This is a genomic window from Microbacterium phyllosphaerae (assembly GCF_017876435.1).
GTDB classification, from domain to species: Bacteria; Actinomycetota; Actinomycetes; order Actinomycetales; family Microbacteriaceae; genus Microbacterium; species Microbacterium phyllosphaerae.
In genome coordinates, this window is record NZ_JAGIOA010000001.1 from 2,564,080 (window position 1) to 2,581,398 (window position 17,319).

Here is a 17,319-nt window from a genome sequence, read left to right on the forward strand (position 1 = left end):
AAGGCAGACCTAACCAGTCTGCTCCGCTCAGCCTCCGGGCGAAAGCCTGCAATTTATCTTGATGTCAAGATAAATCTATCACGACTGCGCAGGCGCCTCGGCATCCGACGCGCGCGGATACAGCGCGCGCACGACGAGCCAGGTGACCGCGATCAGGGGCGCGAACAGGGGCAGCCCCATGATGAGCTTCAGTGTTCCGAGTGCCGTGACGTCACCGGCGAGGTACAACGGCAGCTGCACGGCGAGCCGAGCGAAGAACAGGGCGGCCCAGGCGACTCCGAGCCAGAGGAAGGCGCGGCGCTTGCGCCGGTCACCGCGCCAGGCTGTGCCCTCCCCCATCAGGAATCCGACCGCGAGGCCGATGAGCGACCATCCGATCAGAGCGGAGACGAGCATCGCCGATCCGTACACGGCGTTCGTGATCAGTCCGGGAACGAAGTTGTCCTCGCCCCGCCCTGTCCACAGCGCGAGCGCTGCGGCCGCCGCCGCGGCGACCAGACCGCCGATCGCGGCGGACGGCGGCGACTTCTGCACCAGTCGCACCACGGTGAAGACGGCCGCGAGACCGACCGAGACGCCCAGCGGGAGGATCAGTGGCTCGGGACGGATCGTGAAGAGGATGACGAACGCGAGGCTCGGCAGGACGGACTCGAGGATGCCTCGCCATCCGCCGATCGCAGACCACACCACCTTGTGGGTCGCACCGCTCTCGGTCGGGTCGAGCCCTGCGCGGCGAGCTGCGCCGCCGAGGGCCGCTCCGACGATGTCCGACGCGCTCTGTTCGCGCTCGGGCTCGGAGGCCGGGGCGCTCACGCCGAGCCGGGGGTGGCGGGCATCTTCAGCGGGATCAGGTCGCGCGGCGGCATCGGAGCGCCACCGCGGACGACCACGATCGACCGGAAGAGGTCCTCGACCTTTGCAGCGGCCTCGAGATCGGAGGCGGCGGCGCCGCCGATCACTCCGCGGAGGAACCAGCGGGGGCCGTCGATGCCGATGAATCGGGCGAGCCGAAGCTCGGAGCCCTCGTTCGCGGCGGCCGGCACCTCGGCGAGCAGTTCCTTGCCGAGGGAGCCCTCACGTTCCTCCACGCGACCACCCTGCGCGCGGACCTGATCGCGCAGCTGCACGCGGGTCTCGTCCCACAGGCCACCGGAGCGCGGTGCGGCGAACGGCTGCACCTGCAGCGAGGAGTCGGCGTAGTCGAGGCCGACGGCGACGATCCGCTTGGACTGCTCCTCGACCTCCAATCGGAGGTTGAGGCCCTCGCGCGGCAGGATCTTGATCCCGCCGAGGTCGATGTACGGGCGGACCGGGTTCGCCTCGGAGTCGTCGAAGGGACCCTGGGTCGCACGGTCGTCCGGAGCCGACTTCGATGGCGTCGCGTTGTTGTCAGTCATTGGTGTGTCCTGCCGAAGGGGAATGGGATCCTGCCTGGTAGCCGGTCGAGCCGAAGCCACCCTCGCCGCGGACGCTCTCGGGAAGCTCCTCGACCGGGATGAACGTCGCACGCGTCACGGGCATCACGATCAGCTGCGCGATGCGATCGCCGACGGCCACATCGTACGCGCTGCGGATGTCGGTGTTGATCAGGCTCACCTTGATCTCGCCCCGGTACCCGGCATCGACCGTGCCCGGCGAGTTGACGATCGAGATCCCGTGCTTGGCGGCGAGGCCGCTGCGCGGCACCACGAATGCCGCGTATCCCTCGGGCAGTGCGATGCGCACGCCCGTCGCGACGAGCGCGCGCTCCCCGGGGCCCAGGTGGACGGCCTCGGCCGACACCAGATCCGCTCCGGCATCGCCGGGGTGGGCGTAGCCGGGCACCACAGAGGCGATAATGGGGACATCAACCGAATCAGTCACCCCACGAGGCTAATGCAGAACATCGCTCCTGACGCGCGGACCCGCTACCGCGAGAGACTGTCCCCCAGCCTGTGGCTGCTGGTGACGGTCGCTCTCGCCGGCCCGATGGTCGCGCTCATCTTCGTCCCCGTCGGCTCCACGATCGCGTTGATCGTCGGAGCCGCCGTCTCGGCGCTGCTCGTGATCGCCTTCATCTTCTTCACTCCGGTGGTCTCGGTCGACGGCCAGGTCCTTCGTGCGGGCAGAGCCCACATCGAGACGCGACACCTCGGCCGGCCGACGGCTCTGACCGACGAGGATGCGCGCCAAGCGCGCGGACCGGGGCTGCCCGCTCGCGGATGGCACCTCATCCGCGGCGGCGTCGACGGCGTGGTCGTCGTGCCCAACATCGACCCGGACGACCCGGTCGACACCTGGACCATCTCGAGCAGGACTCCCGACCGCCTCGCGGCGGCGATCACCGCATCGCAGGCCTGACCCAGCGCGCGGCCGACGACCGCCGAAAGAACGACGCGCCCCTGACCGGAAGGTCGGGGGCGCGTGAATTCTCGCTACGGTGCGCTCAGGCGGCGCACTCCTTGCAGATGGGGCCGGAGGCTCCCTCGTGGTCGAGCTGAGAACGGTGCTTCACCAGGAAGCAGTTCATGCAGGTGAATTCGTCCTGCTGCGCGGGCAGCACGACGACATCGAGCTCGAGATCGGAAAGGTCGGCTCCGGGAAGATCGAAGCTGGACGGATTGTCCGCATCCTCGTCTCCCGAAGAGCCGGAGAGCTTGTCCGGCACACGCTCCTTGAGGGCTTCGATCGACTCGGAGTCGTCTTCACTCTTGCGGGGGGCGTCGTAGTCGGTTGCCATGTGGTGAATCTCCACTTTCATGCGAGTGGGTGGTGCGCCGTCGGGGTAATCGGCGGCCATAGTTTGCACGACTGCGGAGCAATAAGCAAATGCCCGTGCGTGCGACAGACCAAACTCACGGCACGCCCAGAGTATTCCCGGCTCGGAGGCACCCCGCGTGACACCATGAACGCACACCCATCAGAGGGGCATTCGCATGGAAAACGTCACCATCGTCGGCACAGAAGCAGGTCTGCTCGTACTCGCGACAGAGTCGGGCGAGCGCTTCGCGCTGCCCATCGACGACGTCCTGCACCGGGAGATCCGGCGGGCGACACGCCAGAGCGAACCCACCGCTCAGCGGCTCGCAGCGAGTCCGCGTGACATCCAGGCACAGATCCGTGCGGGTCTCACCGCGCCCGAGGTGGCCGAGCTCCTCGGCATCAGCGTCGACGACGTCATCCGCTTCGAAGCGCCGGTTCTCGCTGAGCGCGAACACGTGATCGGCCAGGCCCTCGCGGTGCCCGTCCTCATCGGCAGCGATGTCGAGCCCGACGCTCAGCCGACCTTCGGCACCGCCATCCGCGCCAAGCTCTCCGAGGTCGAGGCCTCAGCCGAGCGCTGGGCGAGCTGGAAGGGCGAGAGCGGCTGGATCATCAAGCTCGAGTTCACCGCGAGCGACGTCGACCACGACGCGCGCTGGAGCTTCGATCCCCGACGCAGCGCGCTGTCGCCGCTCAACGCCGACGCGACCCAGCTGTCGCGGCAGGGTTCGCTCCCCGAGGGCCTCATCCCTCGCCTTCGTGCTGTCGAGGCCGAGCGACAGGCCTCGCCGTACAAGGATGAGAGCCGCTTCGACTCCGGAGCCTTCGGCCCGCGCCTCGTCGCTGCTGCCGAGTTCGAGAGCGACGAGGTCACTCCGCCCGAGCGGTCGACGGCGGCGGTCCAGGACGCAGCGATCAAACGCGCACCCGACTCCGCGACCACGAGCCCCGAGACCGCCGATCTGCTCGAGGCTCTGCGCCGTCGGCGCGGTCAGCGGGAGACGGCCCCGGTGCTCGAATCGTCCGATGAGGACGAGACCGATCGCAACCCCATCGCACTGTTCGACGCGTTCGACAGCTCCGAGCCGGAAGACGACGAGCCCGAAGTCACCCCCGAACCCTCGACCGAGAACAGCGGCCGCCGCAAGCGCCGCAACGCGATGCCGTCGTGGGACGAGATCGTCTTCGGGGCTCGCACCGACGAGTAACGCCGACGAGTAACGCCGACGAGAAGGGCTGATACGACGTCCGTCAGCGGGCGAAGGCCCCGAACCGCAGCAGCGGCACCTGACGCTCCTCCGGAGTGAGACCGCCGTGCTGCCCGATCATGCCGCGACTGCGCTGATCGTGCGCCGTGCCGTCATACACCGCGCCGTTTCCCCTCGCCACGACGAGGAGATCGCCGATCCTCGACGCGGCGGCATCGCTCACCTCCGGCCCGAACAGCCCCGAGGCGATCACCTCATCTCGGGTGCCCACATCGGCCCGCCCGTCGAGATCCCTCGTCCACCGATCCGCCGCCGCAGAGGTGTCGACATCGGGATCGAGGTAGACGTGCAGCATCCGGGGTTCTCCGCCGAAGTGCCGCACTCCCTCGAGGTGCTCGGCCTCGAGCACGATCTGTCGGTGCGCCGGCACATCCACCATGCCGTGATCCGACGTGACGAGCACGCCGACGCCGGGCGGCACACGCCGCGACAGCGCAGCGTCGATCTCTTCGAGTGCCGACACCCACTGCACGGAGTCGAGTCCGTACCGGTGACCGGCCTTGTCTGCCTCAGGGAGGTAGCAGTAGACCACGGAGCCGGGGTGTCGTTCGGCCAGCTCGTAGGCGACCTCGACGCGCTCCGCGGGCGTCTGTGCTGCGACGAAGTCGGCGCCGCGCAACGTAGCGCGTGTGAAGCCGCTGGCCGCGTACGCGGCGACGCCGACGGCGAAAGCCGGCCTGCCCTCGGCGCGAGCCCGCTCGAAGATGGTCGGCGCGGCCTGCCAGGTGGCGGGATCCAGTCCCTCGGACTCCCAGCCGGTCAGCTGGTTCACCAGGACGCCCTGTGCGGGGTCGAGCACGCGATACCCGACCAGTCCGTGCTGCCCGGGCCATGCCCCGGTGAGGATGCTCGTGAGCGCCGCCGCGGTGGTCGACGGGAACACCGACTGCACCACGTCCTTCTTCGCCATGCCCGCCGTCAGCCCCCTGGCGTGTCCGGCGTGGGCGCGCAGGCTGATGGCGCCGAGTCCGTCGATGAGCACGAGCACGACGGATTCGGCCCGCGGCAGGGCCGCGGATTCGCCGCGGAGTGCGGCGAACACGTCGTCCGCCACCCCGACGACGCTCCGGGCTGCGGGCGACTCGGACGGTAGAATGATGGGCATCCGAGCCAGTCTGACACAGGCTCCCGTACGCCCTCAGCCTCGCACCCATTCAGGATGGCCATGCCGAAGACCCCGCCTCCCGAGCTCGCCCCGGAGAGAATCCAGGACATCGATCTCGAAACCGAGATGCAGGGTTCCTTCCTCGAGTACGCGTACTCGGTGATCTACTCTCGTGCGCTGCCGGATGCCAGGGACGGACTGAAGCCGGTCCAGCGCCGCATCCTCTACCAGATGGCCGAGATGGGCCTGCGTCCCGACCGCGGCCACGTCAAGAGCGCCCGCGTCGTCGGCGAGGTCATGGGAAAGCTGCACCCGCACGGTGACTCCGCGATCTACGACGCACTCGTGCGCCTCGCCCAGGAGTGGGCGCTGCGTGTTCCGCTCGTCGACGGACACGGCAACTTCGGCTCGCTCGACGACGGGCCCGCGGCGGCCCGTTACACCGAGGCGCGTCTGGCCTCCCCGGCGATGGCGCTCACGGAGAACCTCGACGAGGACGTCGTCGACTTCATCCCGAACTACGACGGCCAGTTCCAGCAGCCCTCCGTGCTGCCCGCCGCGTTCCCGAACCTCCTGGTGAACGGCGCGAGCGGCATCGCCGTCGGCATGGCGACGAACATGGCGCCGCACAACCTGATCGAGGTCGTCGCCGCTGCCACGCATCTGCTCGAGAATCCCGACGCCACGACCGAAGAGCTCATGGAGTTCGTGCCGGGGCCCGACTTCCCCTCCGGCGGCATCCTGATGGGGCTCGACGGCGTCAAGGATGCGTACACCAACGGTCGCGGGGCTCTGAAGGTACGAGGCAAGGTCTCGATCGAGCCGCTCGGCCCACGGCGCACCGGCATCATCGTGTCGGAGCTGCCGTACATGGTCGGCCCCGAACGTCTGATCGAGAAGATCCGCGATGCGGTGCAGGCGAAGAAGCTGCAGGGCATCAGCGACGTCACGGATCTCACGGACCGCAATCACGGTCTCCGCGTCGCGATCGGCATCAAGACGGGATTCGATCCCCACGCCGTGCTCGAGCAGCTGTACCGGCTGACGCCCCTCGAGGACTCGTTCAGCATCAACAACGTCGCCCTGGTCGACGGACAGCCCCGCACACTGGGGCTCAAGGAGATGCTCCGCGTCTACGTGGCGCACCGCCTCGAGGTCATCACCCGGCGGAGCAGGTACCGGCTCGCTCGACGGGAAGAGCGCCTGCACCTGGTCGAGGGCCTGCTCATCGCGATCCTCGACATCGACGAGGTCATCCAGGTCATCCGCTCGTCCGACGACTCCGAGCAGGCGCGCGCTCGCCTGCGGTCGGTGTTCGACCTCAGCGAGCTGCAGGCCGAGTACATCCTCGAACTGCGTCTGCGCCGACTGACGAAGTTCTCCCGCATCGAGCTCGAGACCGAGCGTGATGCGCTCCTCGCCGAGATCGCCGCGCTGCGCGAGCTCCTGGCCAGCGATGTGCTGCTGCGCGCCGTGGTCGCGAAGGAGCTGGATGCCGCGGCCGACGCGTACGGCACTCCTCGCCGCACGCTCCTGATGAACGCCGCTCCCCCGAAGCCCCGAGCAACCAAGGGGGCCGCAGTCGACCTCCAGATCGCGGACGCGCCGACGGTGCTCGTGCTCTCGACGACGGGTCGCGCCGTGCGCGTCGACCTCGGTGAGGGTCAGGAGCTTTCGCTGCCGCCCCGTCGCAGCAAGCACGACGCGATCCTGACGACGCTCGAGACGACGGTCCGCGCTGAGCTCGGCGCGCTGACCACGGAGGGCCGCGTGCTGCGATTCACTCCCGTCGACCTTCCGTCGGTGCCGTCGTCGTCCGTCCAGCTCGCCGCCGGCGCACCGCTGCGCGACTATCTCGGGATCACCACCCGAGGAGAACGGATCCTCGGATTCGTGCGCTTCGACAGTGACACGCCGATCGCACTCGGCACGGCTCAGGGCACGGTCAAGCGGATCGTCCCCTCGACCCTGCCCGTGCGTCCCGATCTCGAGGTCATCGGCATGAAGCCCGGCGACACCGTCGTCGGCGCCGTCGAAGCGAACGACGATGCTGACCTCGTCTTCGTGACGACCGACGCGCAGCTGCTCCGCTTCTCCGCATCCGCCGTCCGCCCCCAGGGTGCGCCCGCGGGCGGAATGGCCGGCGTCAAGCTGGGAGCGGGGGCGTCCGTGCTGTTCTTCGGCGCGGTGGCACCCGACACAGACGCCGTGGTCGCCACGGTGTCGGGTGGCGACAGCAGCCTGCCCGGCACCGAGCCCGGTCGCGCGAAGGTGTCGTCGTTCACCGAGTACCCCTCTAAGGGTCGGGCGACCGGCGGCGTGCGCGCCCATGCCTTCCTGAAGGGCGAAGATCGTCTGACGGTCGCGTGGGTCGGACCGACCCCGGCGCAGGCCGTCGACCCGACCGGCGCCGTGCGCAAGCTTCCCGACGCGGGTGCACGACGGGACGCCTCGGGGCAGCCCATCGACGGTGTGATCGGCAGCATCGGCCGCACCCTGGTCTGAGCCAGGGCCTGGGCCTGGCCCGCCCGGGATCCTGCGCGGGCCCGCTGCTCAGAGCCGCAGCGCGAGCACGTTCGCGGTGAGCCCGGCGGCGGTGCCGCAGAGGATCACGGTGTCTCCGGCTCCGACCCGACCGCTCTCGAGCGCGCGGGCGAGCATGAACGGCACGGATGACGACACCATGTTGCCGAACTCGCGCACCTCGTCGATCCGGCGCTCGACGGGGATCCCGAGGCGATCGAGCATGGGCCCGAGCGCGGCCGACGCCTGATGAGGCACCCAGAGCGCGACATCGTCGTACGAGACACCCGATGCGCGATGGAACGACTCGAAGAACTCGGGGAGCACGCGCATCATCCCCAACAGCGCCCGTCGTCCGTTCATGTCGAAGAGATAGTCGGCCGGATCGCCCGTGCCGTAGGTCTGTGCGGGAGACCTGGACAGTCCTCCCCTGATCTCCGTGTCGTGCGCGTACGCCGGCCAGGTGCGCTGGGCGCTCGCGATCACGCCGCGATCCGAGTCGGCGGAGCGGCGCAGCACGACCGCCGCGCCGGCGTCGCTGAACAGCTCGAAGCTCTCGCGCTGCTCCGGGTTCAGGAATCGCGTTCCCACGTCGCCCGCGAACACGAGGATCGTCTCGTGGTCACCGGCATCCAGGTACCGCGATGCGACATCCAGTGCGGTGATGAAGCTCGTGCAGGTGGAGTTCACGTCGAAGGCTGCCGCATGACCGGTGAGCGTCAGTCGCTCAAGCACGAGCGCCGCCGTGCACGGGATCGGCTGGATACCGGCTGCCGAGGCGCCGAGGACGAGGTCGATCTGATCCGCGTCGACGCCCGCGTGCGCGAGTGCCCGCTCGCACGCCTCAGTCAGCATGTCGAGGTGCGACACGTCGTCCTCGATCCGATACCGCGTCTCGTCCTCGAATCGCACCGTGCGTTCGGGCAGGGATGTCCCCCACCCCACGATCTCGCAGTTCCTCACCATCTCCGGTCCCCCCATTCCTGCACCACCCGGCGCAGCTTCACCGAGCCGTCCCTCACGAAGTCGACGAACGTGAGATCCGGCCGTTCGCATCCGAGTCGATCGGCCAGCGCCCCCACCTCGTCTTCGACGCGGCGCCGAGACCGATCATCGACCGTGTCCAGGGCGATCTGCAGTCGCGACTCGCCGATCTGCGTGATGCGGTACTCGTCGAATCCGTCGGCATAGAGCAGCGCCCGGGTGATCACGTCGGCGAACACCGGAACGGCTCGGCCGTCGAGTCCCCGGAAGACCAGGGTGTCACCCTCTCGACCCTCGATCCGCTCGATCGCCGTGAGCGCACTGCCACAGGGGCACGGGCTGACGCGCTCTCTCAGGACGTCGCCGAGCCGGTACCGCACGATCGGCTGCGCGCGTCGGCGCAGATCGGTGACGATCGGCGTGAACCGCTCGTCGTCCAGGGCTTCGCGTTCGACGAGGATGTTGTCTTCGTTCAGATGGATCACCCCGTGCTCGCACGTGTGCGCGAGGAACCCCTCGGTGCACTGGTAGAGCTGGTGCAGGAGCGGCTGCCCGAGCGAGACCCTGATGCGCTGCTCGTCGGCGATCTCGAGCACCTCGGCCACCGAGTAGACCCGCTGCGGGACGACGTCGAACGCACCGGCATCGGCCGCACGTGCGATCAGCCTCAGGACCGACGGCGGAGCGACGAGGATGGTGGGTCGATACTCCTGCAGCCGGGCGATGTTGTCGTCCATGTCGGAGTACACGTCGAAGTAGCGGAACGACACCGCCCTCGACCCGACCGACTCATAGAGGCTGTTGTCCGCGCGGAGGAACAGCGCGATCCGGTGCCCGAGGATCCTGCCCCGCGGAAGAGTGCGGGCGAGCACAGTCCCCACCCAGGCGTCGCGCTCGGCGCTGCTCACCACGAAGAGGCCCCGGTGGCCGCTGGTCCCGCTCGAGAGTCCGACCGAATGCGAGCCCAGATCCGCCTCGAAGTCACGCGAGCGCTCGTTCCGGATCGCGAGCGCGAGCGCCTCGTCCCTGCCCACCCCCACAGTGTTGATCTCGTCGAAGCGGCTCATCATGACGCTCTTGTCCATGAGCGGGAGGTCGCCGAACGACCGCGTCGCGAGCATCTCGCCGAAGTACGGCGATCGACGGCGAAGGAAAGCCACGTGCGATCGCAGCAGGCGTCGCTGGCGTCGCTCGACCGCTGTCCTCGTGCGCAGCGGCCGGAGCCATCGCACCGCGGCGAACTCACGCAGGATCGCGAACTTCGACATCAGCCCAGCAGCTCCCTCGCGCCGAGCGGGTCGTGGCTGCAGACCACGCGGATGCCGGCGGCCGCGAGGTCGCCGAGAACGCGTGCTGTCGCAACGTAGCGGTCCGCATCATGCTGGACGAGCCGGGGCACGGGCTTCAGGTCCGAGCAGGCGCCGATCAGATCGTTCCCCCACGCCGCGTCCCCCGCGAGCAGCACACGATGCTCGACCACCGCGCCGAGGTGCCCGTCGGCGTGACCCGGAAGGTCGACGACGAGGTACGAGCCGTCACCGAACAGGTCGTGGGCCCGCATCGAGACACCGTGGATCGTGACCGTCGAGAACGCCGCGTCGTCGACGACGATGCGGTCAGCCCGGGAGAACCACTCGGGAAACAGGCCCGGGAGCACTCCCGCGCGCAGACGCGGTGCCGCAAGCGTCCGCGCGTGCCCCGCGCTGAGCACGAACGTGGCCTGCGGAAAACGGCGGACTCCCCCGACATGATCCGGATGCAGGTGCGAGAGCACGACATGCGTGACGGATGCCGGATCGATGCCGTCGCGGCTGAGCTGCGCGGCCACGTCGTCCGCGTCATCCACCGTCGGCGGCAGCAGACGACGATAGACGGCACCACGCCAGCCCGTGCGCCACTCCCCTGTCGCGTATCCGGTGTCGAACAGCACGCGACGCCCGTCCGCGCCGTCGTAGAGGAACACCCCGGAGGGGAACTCACGCACTTTCCTCGCACGTCCGTGGAACATCGCACCGACGTCGTGCGAGGTGCTCCCGCACACGTAGTGACGGAGGCGGCCCGTCACGCGGCCCGCCTCAGGTGTGCGGCCACCCCGGCGAGGGCGGAATCCACCGAGACGACGGGCCGATAGCCGAGTTCGTTCCGCGCACGTGAGATGTCGAGCGTCTGCGAGTAGGCGATGGTGCTGAGCGTGTACCGCGTGAGCGGAGGCTCGGGTCGACCCGGTACGACCCCGCACACGCCCTCAAGAAGGGATGCCAGTGTCCACGCGACCCGCCGACTCATGGGCCGGAATCGCGGAGTCTCCCCCATCAGCTCGAGCAGCGTCGTGAGCAGTTCGCGGAACGCACGAGGATCATCGTTCGTGATGTTGTACACCCCTCCGGCGGGATCGCCGCGATCGAGAGCCAGCCGCAGGGCCGAGGCGACGTTCTCGACCGCCGTCACGTCGATCAGGTTGTGGCCGCCGTCGAACAGCGGCACGCCGATGCGGCTGTGCACATCGAGCAGCCTCGGCACCAGGCTCGGGTCACCCACGCCGATCAGTCCGCGAGGACGCAGGATCACGACCTCGGGGACCGTTCGCGCGTCGAGCGCCTCGAGCAGCAGGTCCTCGGCGGCGATCTTCGAGCGGATGTAGCCGTTGAGGCGGTTGCTGCGGTCGACGTCGTGCTCACGTATGCCGAGGCGGTCGCGAGCCGCGGCGTACACGCTCGGCGACGACACGTGCACGACACGGCGCGCTCCGTTCCGACGGGCGAACTCGACCACATGACCGGTGCCCTCGACGTTTGCCCGATGGAAGTCCTTCCAGTGCCCCCAGGGCGTCGACAGCGCCGCGCAGTGGATGACGGCATCCACCGGGAGGTCACGGGCGCGCAGTGACGCGAGGTCACCGGGAACACGATGGTCCGGATCGGCGACCAGGGCGAGGGCCTCGGTGTTGCGTCCGGCGGCGAAGACCTCGTACCCGTGGCGCTGCAGCTCGGGCACCACGTGGCCGCCGAGGAACCCGCTCGCCCCCGTCACCAGCACACGGGCTCCGGACATGCACATCACCCTAGCCGCCCTATTGTGGTCGAGTGCGCATCGCCATGGTCACCGACTACTACCTGCCGACTCTGGGCGGCGTGCAGACCGTGATCAAGGCACACAGGGAAGCACTGGAGCATGCCGGTCATGAGGTGTTCGTGTTCGCGCCTCTCGCGGAGCGCAGTGCGGATCCGCACGTCGTGCGCCTGCCGACGGCACGTGGCTTCGCGCCGGACGGCTACCCGTTCACGTGGACGCCCTCGGCCGCCGCGGCGGCGTTGCGCGACGGGCTGAGCGCGCGCGGGATCCAGATCGTCCATGTGCACACCGAGATGTTCGCAGCGCTGGCCGGCTTCGAGGCGGCGCGGACGCTCGGCATCCCGATCGTGCAGACCATGCACGGGCGGATCGATGTGTACACACGCTCGGTGCTGCCGATCCCTTCCGTCACGACGATGATATTGGCCGCCATGCACCGACGACGTCTGAGCCACGATCGCGCCCAAATCGACTCGACAGCCGCGTACGCGAGCACGCGGATGGCACAGCGGATGTGGCGGCTCATGGTCAGTCAGGCGAATCACGCCGACCACGTCATCGTGCCCTCGGCGCACTTCGCGGCGAAGCTCGTCGCCCAGGGCGTGCAGACTCCGCTCACCGTGCTGTCGAACGGGCTCGAGTCGAGCGTGCTCGCTCGCGTGGGCTCGCCGACGCCGCGTGTCGTCGCCCCGGGCGACGAGCTCCGAGTCGTCTGGTGTGGCCGGCTGTCGCCGGAGAAGCGACCCCAGGTCTTCGTCGACGCCCTACGGCAGTCGCCCGGAGTCCGTGCCGAGATGTTCGGTGACGGTGTCGCCCGTCGCGCTGTCGCCGCCGCCGCTTCGGATCTGGCATCGGGGCGCCTCACGGTCCGCGGCGGGGTCCCCCAATCCCAGGTGCTCGACGGGATGCGTCAGGCGCACGTGCTGGTGTCGACGTCGCTCGACTTCGACAACCAGCCGATGGTCATCCTCGAGGCGATCGCGTCGGGGCTGCCGGTGATCGTCACCGATCCGGACCTCGCCGAGATGCTGCCCGAAGGCGGAGGCGTCGTGACCGAGACTCCGGATGCCGCGGGATTGGCCGCGACTCTCCGAACGCTGCGAGACGATCCGACACTGATCACCTCGATGAGTGCCGCCGCGATCTCGCACCGGTCGCAGGTCGCGCAGGACACCCACCGCGACGCACTGCTCGACGTCTACCGCGCCGCGCTCTCGAGCGCTCGCTGACGATCAGGCGTCGATCGATTCCCGGGACAGGCGATCGGACGAGTCGATGATGAACTCGCGGCGAGGAGCGACCTCGTTGCCCATCAGCAGCTCGAAGACACGACCTGCCGCCTCGGCATCCTCCATGCGCACTCGACGCAGAAGCCGCCCGCCGCGGTCCATCGTCGTGGACGCCAGCTGCTCGGCATCCATCTCACCGAGTCCCTTGTATCGCTGGATCGGCTCGTGCCAGCGCTTGCCGGCCTTGCGCAGCTTGGTCAGCAGCGCGTGCATCTCCTGCTCGCTGTACGTGTAGATCGTCTCGTTCGGCTTCGAGCCCGGGTTCATCACGATCACGCGGTGCAGCGGCGGCACCGCGGCGAACACACGCCCGTGCTCGATGAGCGGACGCATGTACCGGTAGAAGAGCGTGAGGAGCAGCGTGCGGATGTGGGCACCGTCGACGTCGGCGTCGCTCATCAGGATGACCTTGCCGTAGCGCGCGGCGTCGATGTCGAAGCTCCGCCCGGAGCCCGCGCCGATCACCTGGATGATCGACGCGCACTCGGTGTTCGAGAGCATGTCACCGACCGAGGCCTTCTGCACGTTGAGGATCTTGCCGCGGATCGGCAGCAGGGCCTGGAACTCGCTGTTGCGCGCGTTCTTGGCCGTGCCGAGGGCAGAGTCGCCCTCGACGATGAAGAGCTCGCTGCGCTCGACCTCGTTCGTGCGGCAGTCGACGAGCTTGGTCGGCAGGGTCGAGGACTCCAGCGCGTTCTTCCGGCGCTGGGTCTCCTTGTGCGCACGGGCCGACACGCGGGCCTTCATCTCGGCGACGATCTTGTCGAGCAGCTGCGTCGCCTGGCTCTTGTCGTCACGCTTGGTCGAGCTGAATCGGGCGGCGAGATCCTTGCGGATCACCTGGGCGACGATCTGGCGCACGGCGGGCGTGCCGAGCACCTCCTTCGTCTGTCCCTCGAACTGCGGCTCAGGCACGTTCACCGTGAGCACCGCGCTGAGCCCGGCGAGAACGTCGTCCTTCTCGAGCTTGTCGTTGCTGCCCACCTTGAGTCGGCGGGCGTTCTGCTCGACCTGCGATCGCAGCACCTTGAGCAGCTCCTGCTCGAAACCCTGCTGATGCGTGCCGCCCTTCGGCGTGGCGATGATGTTGACGAACGACCGGGTGATCGTGTCGTAGCCCGTGCCCCAGCGCATCGCGATGTCGACGGCGCAGACGCGCTCGACCTCGGTGGCGACCATGTGACCGTCTGCCTGGAGCACCGGCACGGTCTCCTTGAAGGTCCCCTCGCCCTGGATGCGCCACGTGTCGGTGACGGGTGCATCGTTCGCGAGGTACTCGACGAACTCCGAGATGCCGCCCTCATAGTGGTACGACTTCTCCGTGGGCTGGCCTTCGACCTCCGAGCCGTTCGCCGCACGCTCGTCGCGGATGACCAGCTCGAGGCCCGGGACGAGGAAAGCGGTCTGGCGCGCGCGGGTCTCGAGCTCGTTGAGCTGGAAAGCAGCGTCCTTCGTGAAGATCTGGTGATCCGCCCAGTAGCGGATGCGGGTTCCACTGGTACCGCGGGGCGCCTTGCCGACGACCCGGAGCTCGCTCTTGTCGCGGAACGGCGTGAACTTCGCGTCCGGTCTCTTCTCGCCCGAGTCCGCGAAGAGACCCGGCTCGCCGCGATGGAACGACATCGCGTACGTCTTGCCGCCGCGGTCGACCTCGACGTCGAGGCGCTCGGAGAGTGCGTTGACGACCGACGCGCCGACACCGTGCAGACCACCGGATGCCGCGTACGAGCCGCCACCGAACTTGCCGCCGGCGTGCAGCTTCGTGAACACCACTTCGACGCCGGTGAGACCGGTACGGGGCTCGACGTCGACGGGGATGCCGCGGCCGCGGTCATGGACCTCGACGCTTCCGTCCTCGTGCAGGATGATGTCGATCTTCGAGCCGTTGCCCGCGACGGCCTCGTCGACGGCGTTGTCGATGATCTCCCAGAGGCAGTGCATCAGGCCCGGGGATCCGTTCGAACCGATGTACATACCGGGACGCTTGCGGACGGCCTCGAGCCCTTCGAGCACCTGGAGATGATGGGCGGAATACTCGGCGGTCACAATCTCCGAGTCTATTCGCGATGCCCCGTCCGGGCCCGCAGACACTCCCCGCGGAGGGCCACTGGGGCACCGGCGCGTACGCGCTGAGCGAAACACGCCGCAAACCGGGCATTAGTACAGCCACAGCGTGGTTACATTGAACACGCCCAACCAGCGAACCCGACACTCAAGGAGGCACCGTGATGAACGCAACGACCGAACGTGAGACCTCCGCCGTCGAGTTCCGCCTGACCGCCATGGATCGCTGTGATTCGTGTGGCGCTCAGGCCTACATCGCGGCCGAGGTCAACGGCTCCGAACTGCTCTTCTGCGCCCACCACGGACGCAAGTACGAAGAGAAGCTTCGCAGCATCGCAACGAGCTGGCACGATGAGACCGCTCGTCTGATCGACTGAACCACTCGGTCTGATCCGCCTCGGAGCCCGTCATGAGACGGGCTCCGCTTCTGTTAAGCAGCGGCTTTCGTCGCGCGGCCGCGCTCGTCAGGCGACGACGACGCGTCGAACACGCGACGTCAACCGGGTGAGGATCTCCTCCCCGACCGTGTCGATGCGCTCGGCGAGCGTCGTCGCGCTCGACTCTCCGTGCTCGCCGGCACCGAAGAGCCACACCGGATCGCCGGCTCGCATGCCCGGCCACCCTGCGACGACCGCCGTCGTCGCGTCGATGCGACGGAGCTCACGCGCGCCCGCGGTCGTTCCGACGTGGGAGCCTGCGAGAGTCGAGGGGATGCCGTCGAACGAGCCGATCGCGATCACGGCCTCATCATCGCGGACGGTGACGACCGTCGCGATGAGCTCCGCGACGGGGAGCACACCGTCGAGCTCCGGACCGTCAGCCGAACGGACGCCGTAGCAGAACGCGCCGATCCGCGACACGGATCCGCGCAGCTCCGGTCGCCACCACGATGCTGCGGATGCCGTCAGGTGCAGCGCCTCCGGGGTCGGCCCCGACGACTCGGCCACACGGACGGCCTCGAGGAACACCGCCTGAGCGTCGTCATCCTCGGCGTCGCTCGCCTCGGCGAGGTGGCTCCAGATGCCCGCGAGTTCGAGATGACCCGCAGCCTCCGCCGCGCGGACGTCCGCGATCGTCTGCTCCCACTCCTCGGGGAGGAGTCCGTTGCGGTGCAGTCCGGTGTCGATCTTGAGATGGACGCGGGCGCGCACGCCCTGGGCCCGTGCCCGGGTGACGATCCGGGTGAGGTACTCAGCCGATCCCACTCCCAGATCGATCCGGTCGTGCAGCGCGTCGTCGATCTCCGCGTCGGTCGATGTCACCCAGGCTAGGATCCTCCCGGTGTCGCCCAGCACGCGTCGCGCCTCGACTCCGCTGCCCACGTCATACGAGCCGTACCACTCGACGCCTGCCTCCGTGGCCGCGTCGACGGCCCACCGCAGCCCGTGGCCGTAGGCATCGTCCTTCAGCACGACCATCAACGTCGACGGGGCGATGCGCTCGCGGACGGCGGCGATGTTCGACACGAATCTGTCGGTGCGGATGCGCAGCTCCGGGCGAGTCACGCCTCCCACCCCCGGTCGGCGTGCGAACCGGCCACCGCGATGAGCTCGGCGATCGTGAGCCCGGTCACGGCGCTCCAGCGCGCGAGACCAGGGCCTGCAGACCCTCTGCCGCCGAAGTACGTGGCATCCTCCCCCAGCTCGACGTCGTCCGAGCCCTGGAGGTCGATCACGCACACGTCCATCGCGACACGCCCGACGATCGGCCGCGACGCACCGGCGATCTCGACGGTCGCCGCGTTGCCGAGCGCACGGACGATGCCCTGCGCGTACCCCCCTGTGATCAGCGCCGCGGTGGTGTCCTGCGTCGCCCTGTGCGTGTAGCCGTAAGAGACGGCATCCCCGGCCTTGAGCGGCTTCGTCGAGAGGACCCTCCCGGCGAGCCGCATCACCGGAGTCGTGCGAAGCGTGCCGTCTGCATCCGGGAGTCCGTAGAGAAGGGATGCGTCGATGTCGGCCACGCCCTCGGTGAGCGCCTCGATGCCCTCGAGGCGCAGCGCCTCGACCTCTTCGGAATGGTCCACCAACACCGCGGCTGCGCCGGCGGCGGTCACGGCGTGGGCGATCGCGAGCACCCCATGCCCCCAAGCATCCCTGCGCAGATCGGCGACACGGCCCCCTGCGTCGACGGCGGCGGTCGATGCCGCTGCCAGAGCCGACCGGGAGATCACCGCGCGTGGACGGGAGCTGGATGTCTTCTCACACACCCGTCCAGCCTAGCTCCGGCTTCCCAGGATGCCCTGTGCGCCCCCCGTAGACTGGTCATGACC

General features: G+C 68.8%; 17 protein-coding genes. 5 read left to right on the plus strand and 12 right to left on the minus strand.

Features of this window, described 5'->3' with window-relative positions; genetic code table 11:
• Nucleotides 1-78 precede the first annotated feature (78 nt).
• From JOF42_RS11995 to dut, 3 genes are read right to left on the minus strand one after another with little or no spacing between them, the layout of a single operon-like run.
• Entirely contained in the window at nt 79-813 is a 735-nt protein-coding gene (locus tag JOF42_RS11995; RefSeq protein WP_210098059.1) for a DUF3159 domain-containing protein, read from the minus strand.
• Complete coding sequence (locus JOF42_RS12000) at nt 810-1,397, minus strand: DUF3710 domain-containing protein (RefSeq protein ID WP_210098060.1); 588 nt, start codon at nt 1,395-1,397, stop codon at nt 810-812. Before JOF42_RS12000 ends, JOF42_RS11995 begins: the two co-directional genes overlap by 4 nt.
• Nucleotides 1,390-1,863 carry a dUTP diphosphatase gene (gene dut, locus JOF42_RS12005; protein WP_210098061.1) on the minus strand — a complete coding sequence of 158 codons (474 nt, stop codon included), beginning with the start codon at nt 1,861-1,863 and terminating at the stop codon, nt 1,390-1,392. The genes JOF42_RS12000 and dut overlap by 8 nt, the downstream gene beginning before the upstream one ends.
• Nucleotides 1,864-1,875: 12 nt before the next feature.
• Here dut and JOF42_RS12010 point away from each other — a divergent pair, with 12 nt between their 5' ends.
• Entirely contained in the window at nt 1,876-2,340 is a 465-nt protein-coding gene (locus JOF42_RS12010) for a DUF3093 domain-containing protein (RefSeq protein ID WP_210098062.1), read from the plus strand.
• Between the two features lie 85 nt (nt 2,341-2,425).
• On the opposite strand, the gene JOF42_RS12015 is transcribed toward JOF42_RS12010, so the two are convergent.
• Nucleotides 2,426-2,719 carry a DUF4193 domain-containing protein gene (locus tag JOF42_RS12015; RefSeq protein WP_042540214.1) on the minus strand — a complete coding sequence of 98 codons (294 nt, stop codon included), beginning with the start codon at nt 2,717-2,719 and terminating at the stop codon, nt 2,426-2,428.
• A 196-nt stretch (nt 2,720-2,915) separates the two neighbouring features.
• On the opposite strand from JOF42_RS12015, the gene sepH reads away from it, so the two are divergent.
• The gene (gene sepH, locus JOF42_RS12020) at nt 2,916-3,950 is read left to right on the plus strand and encodes a septation protein SepH (RefSeq protein ID WP_210098063.1); all 1,035 of its coding nucleotides are present in this window, start codon (nt 2,916-2,918) and stop codon (nt 3,948-3,950) included.
• Nucleotides 3,951-3,993: 43 nt separating this feature from the next.
• Here the strand turns inward: sepH and JOF42_RS12025 are convergent, their stop codons facing one another.
• Nucleotides 3,994-5,115: an alkaline phosphatase family protein gene (locus tag JOF42_RS12025; protein ID WP_245340794.1), complete on the minus strand. Its 1,122-nt coding sequence runs from the start codon at nt 5,113-5,115 to the stop codon at nt 3,994-3,996.
• Nucleotides 5,116-5,175: 60 nt separating this feature from the next.
• Between JOF42_RS12025 and JOF42_RS12030 the strand changes: the two genes are divergently transcribed.
• On the plus strand, nt 5,176-7,620 hold the full coding sequence (locus JOF42_RS12030; RefSeq protein WP_210098064.1) for a DNA gyrase/topoisomerase IV subunit A: 2,445 nt from the start codon (nt 5,176-5,178) through the stop codon (nt 7,618-7,620).
• A 48-nt stretch (nt 7,621-7,668) separates the two neighbouring features.
• Here the strand turns inward: JOF42_RS12030 and JOF42_RS12035 are convergent, their stop codons facing one another.
• The 4 genes from JOF42_RS12035 to JOF42_RS12050 are packed head-to-tail and all read right to left on the minus strand — an operon-like array spanning nt 7,669 to nt 11,673.
• Complete coding sequence (locus JOF42_RS12035; RefSeq protein ID WP_210098065.1) at nt 7,669-8,604, minus strand: 3-oxoacyl-ACP synthase III family protein; 936 nt, start codon at nt 8,602-8,604, stop codon at nt 7,669-7,671.
• Nucleotides 8,598-9,890 (minus strand): F390 synthetase-related protein, encoded by a 1,293-nt coding sequence (locus JOF42_RS12040; RefSeq protein WP_210098066.1) that lies wholly within the window; start codon nt 9,888-9,890, stop codon nt 8,598-8,600. Before JOF42_RS12040 ends, JOF42_RS12035 begins: the two co-directional genes overlap by 7 nt.
• Nucleotides 9,890-10,687 (minus strand): MBL fold metallo-hydrolase, encoded by a 798-nt coding sequence (locus tag JOF42_RS12045; RefSeq protein ID WP_210098067.1) that lies wholly within the window; start codon nt 10,685-10,687, stop codon nt 9,890-9,892. The genes JOF42_RS12040 and JOF42_RS12045 overlap by 1 nt, the downstream gene beginning before the upstream one ends.
• Complete coding sequence (locus JOF42_RS12050) at nt 10,684-11,673, minus strand: NAD-dependent epimerase/dehydratase family protein (RefSeq protein ID WP_210098068.1); 990 nt, start codon at nt 11,671-11,673, stop codon at nt 10,684-10,686. The genes JOF42_RS12045 and JOF42_RS12050 overlap by 4 nt, the downstream gene beginning before the upstream one ends.
• Before the next feature lie 32 nt (nt 11,674-11,705).
• Between JOF42_RS12050 and JOF42_RS12055 the strand changes: the two genes are divergently transcribed.
• Nucleotides 11,706-12,923, plus strand: a complete 1,218-nt coding sequence (locus tag JOF42_RS12055) for a glycosyltransferase (protein ID WP_210098069.1) — start codon at nt 11,706-11,708, stop codon at nt 12,921-12,923.
• Nucleotides 12,924-12,926: 3 nt separating this feature from the next.
• Here JOF42_RS12055 and JOF42_RS12060 read toward each other — a convergent pair whose 3' ends face one another.
• Complete coding sequence (locus JOF42_RS12060; protein WP_372443554.1) at nt 12,927-15,029, minus strand: DNA gyrase/topoisomerase IV subunit B; 2,103 nt, start codon at nt 15,027-15,029, stop codon at nt 12,927-12,929.
• 182 nt (nt 15,030-15,211) lie between these two features.
• On the opposite strand from JOF42_RS12060, the gene JOF42_RS12065 reads away from it, so the two are divergent.
• Nucleotides 15,212-15,424 (plus strand): DUF7455 domain-containing protein, encoded by a 213-nt coding sequence (locus JOF42_RS12065; RefSeq protein ID WP_042540282.1) that lies wholly within the window; start codon nt 15,212-15,214, stop codon nt 15,422-15,424.
• An 87-nt stretch (nt 15,425-15,511) separates the two neighbouring features.
• Here the strand turns inward: JOF42_RS12065 and JOF42_RS12070 are convergent, their stop codons facing one another.
• A complete protein-coding gene (locus JOF42_RS12070) occupies nt 15,512-16,552 on the minus strand; it encodes an alanine racemase (RefSeq protein WP_210098070.1) in 1,041 nt (346 codons plus the stop codon).
• Entirely contained in the window at nt 16,549-17,256 is a 708-nt protein-coding gene (locus tag JOF42_RS12075) for an alanine racemase C-terminal domain-containing protein (RefSeq protein ID WP_307803597.1), read from the minus strand. Before JOF42_RS12075 ends, JOF42_RS12070 begins: the two co-directional genes overlap by 4 nt.
• Nucleotides 17,257-17,319 lie beyond the last annotated feature (63 nt).

Coding starts and splice junctions, on each gene's coding strand:
- JOF42_RS12000 (WP_210098060.1), bottom strand. CDS start 1,397: ATGACTGACAACAACGCGACGCCATCGAAGTCGGCTCCGGACGACCGT.
- JOF42_RS12050 (WP_210098068.1), bottom strand. CDS start 11,673: ATGTCCGGAGCCCGTGTGCTGGTGACGGGGGCGAGCGGGTTCCTCGGC.
- JOF42_RS12065 (WP_042540282.1), top strand. CDS start 15,212: ATGAACGCAACGACCGAACGTGAGACCTCCGCCGTCGAGTTCCGCCTG.
- JOF42_RS12010 (WP_210098062.1), top strand. CDS start 1,876: ATGCAGAACATCGCTCCTGACGCGCGGACCCGCTACCGCGAGAGACTG.
- JOF42_RS12025 (WP_245340794.1), bottom strand. CDS start 5,115: ATGCCCATCATTCTACCGTCCGAGTCGCCCGCAGCCCGGAGCGTCGTC.
- JOF42_RS12035 (WP_210098065.1), bottom strand. CDS start 8,604: ATGGTGAGGAACTGCGAGATCGTGGGGTGGGGGACATCCCTGCCCGAA.
- JOF42_RS12030 (WP_210098064.1), top strand. CDS start 5,176: ATGCCGAAGACCCCGCCTCCCGAGCTCGCCCCGGAGAGAATCCAGGAC.
- JOF42_RS12040 (WP_210098066.1), bottom strand. CDS start 9,890: ATGTCGAAGTTCGCGATCCTGCGTGAGTTCGCCGCGGTGCGATGGCTC.
- JOF42_RS12015 (WP_042540214.1), bottom strand. CDS start 2,719: ATGGCAACCGACTACGACGCCCCCCGCAAGAGTGAAGACGACTCCGAG.
- sepH (WP_210098063.1), top strand. CDS start 2,916: ATGGAAAACGTCACCATCGTCGGCACAGAAGCAGGTCTGCTCGTACTC.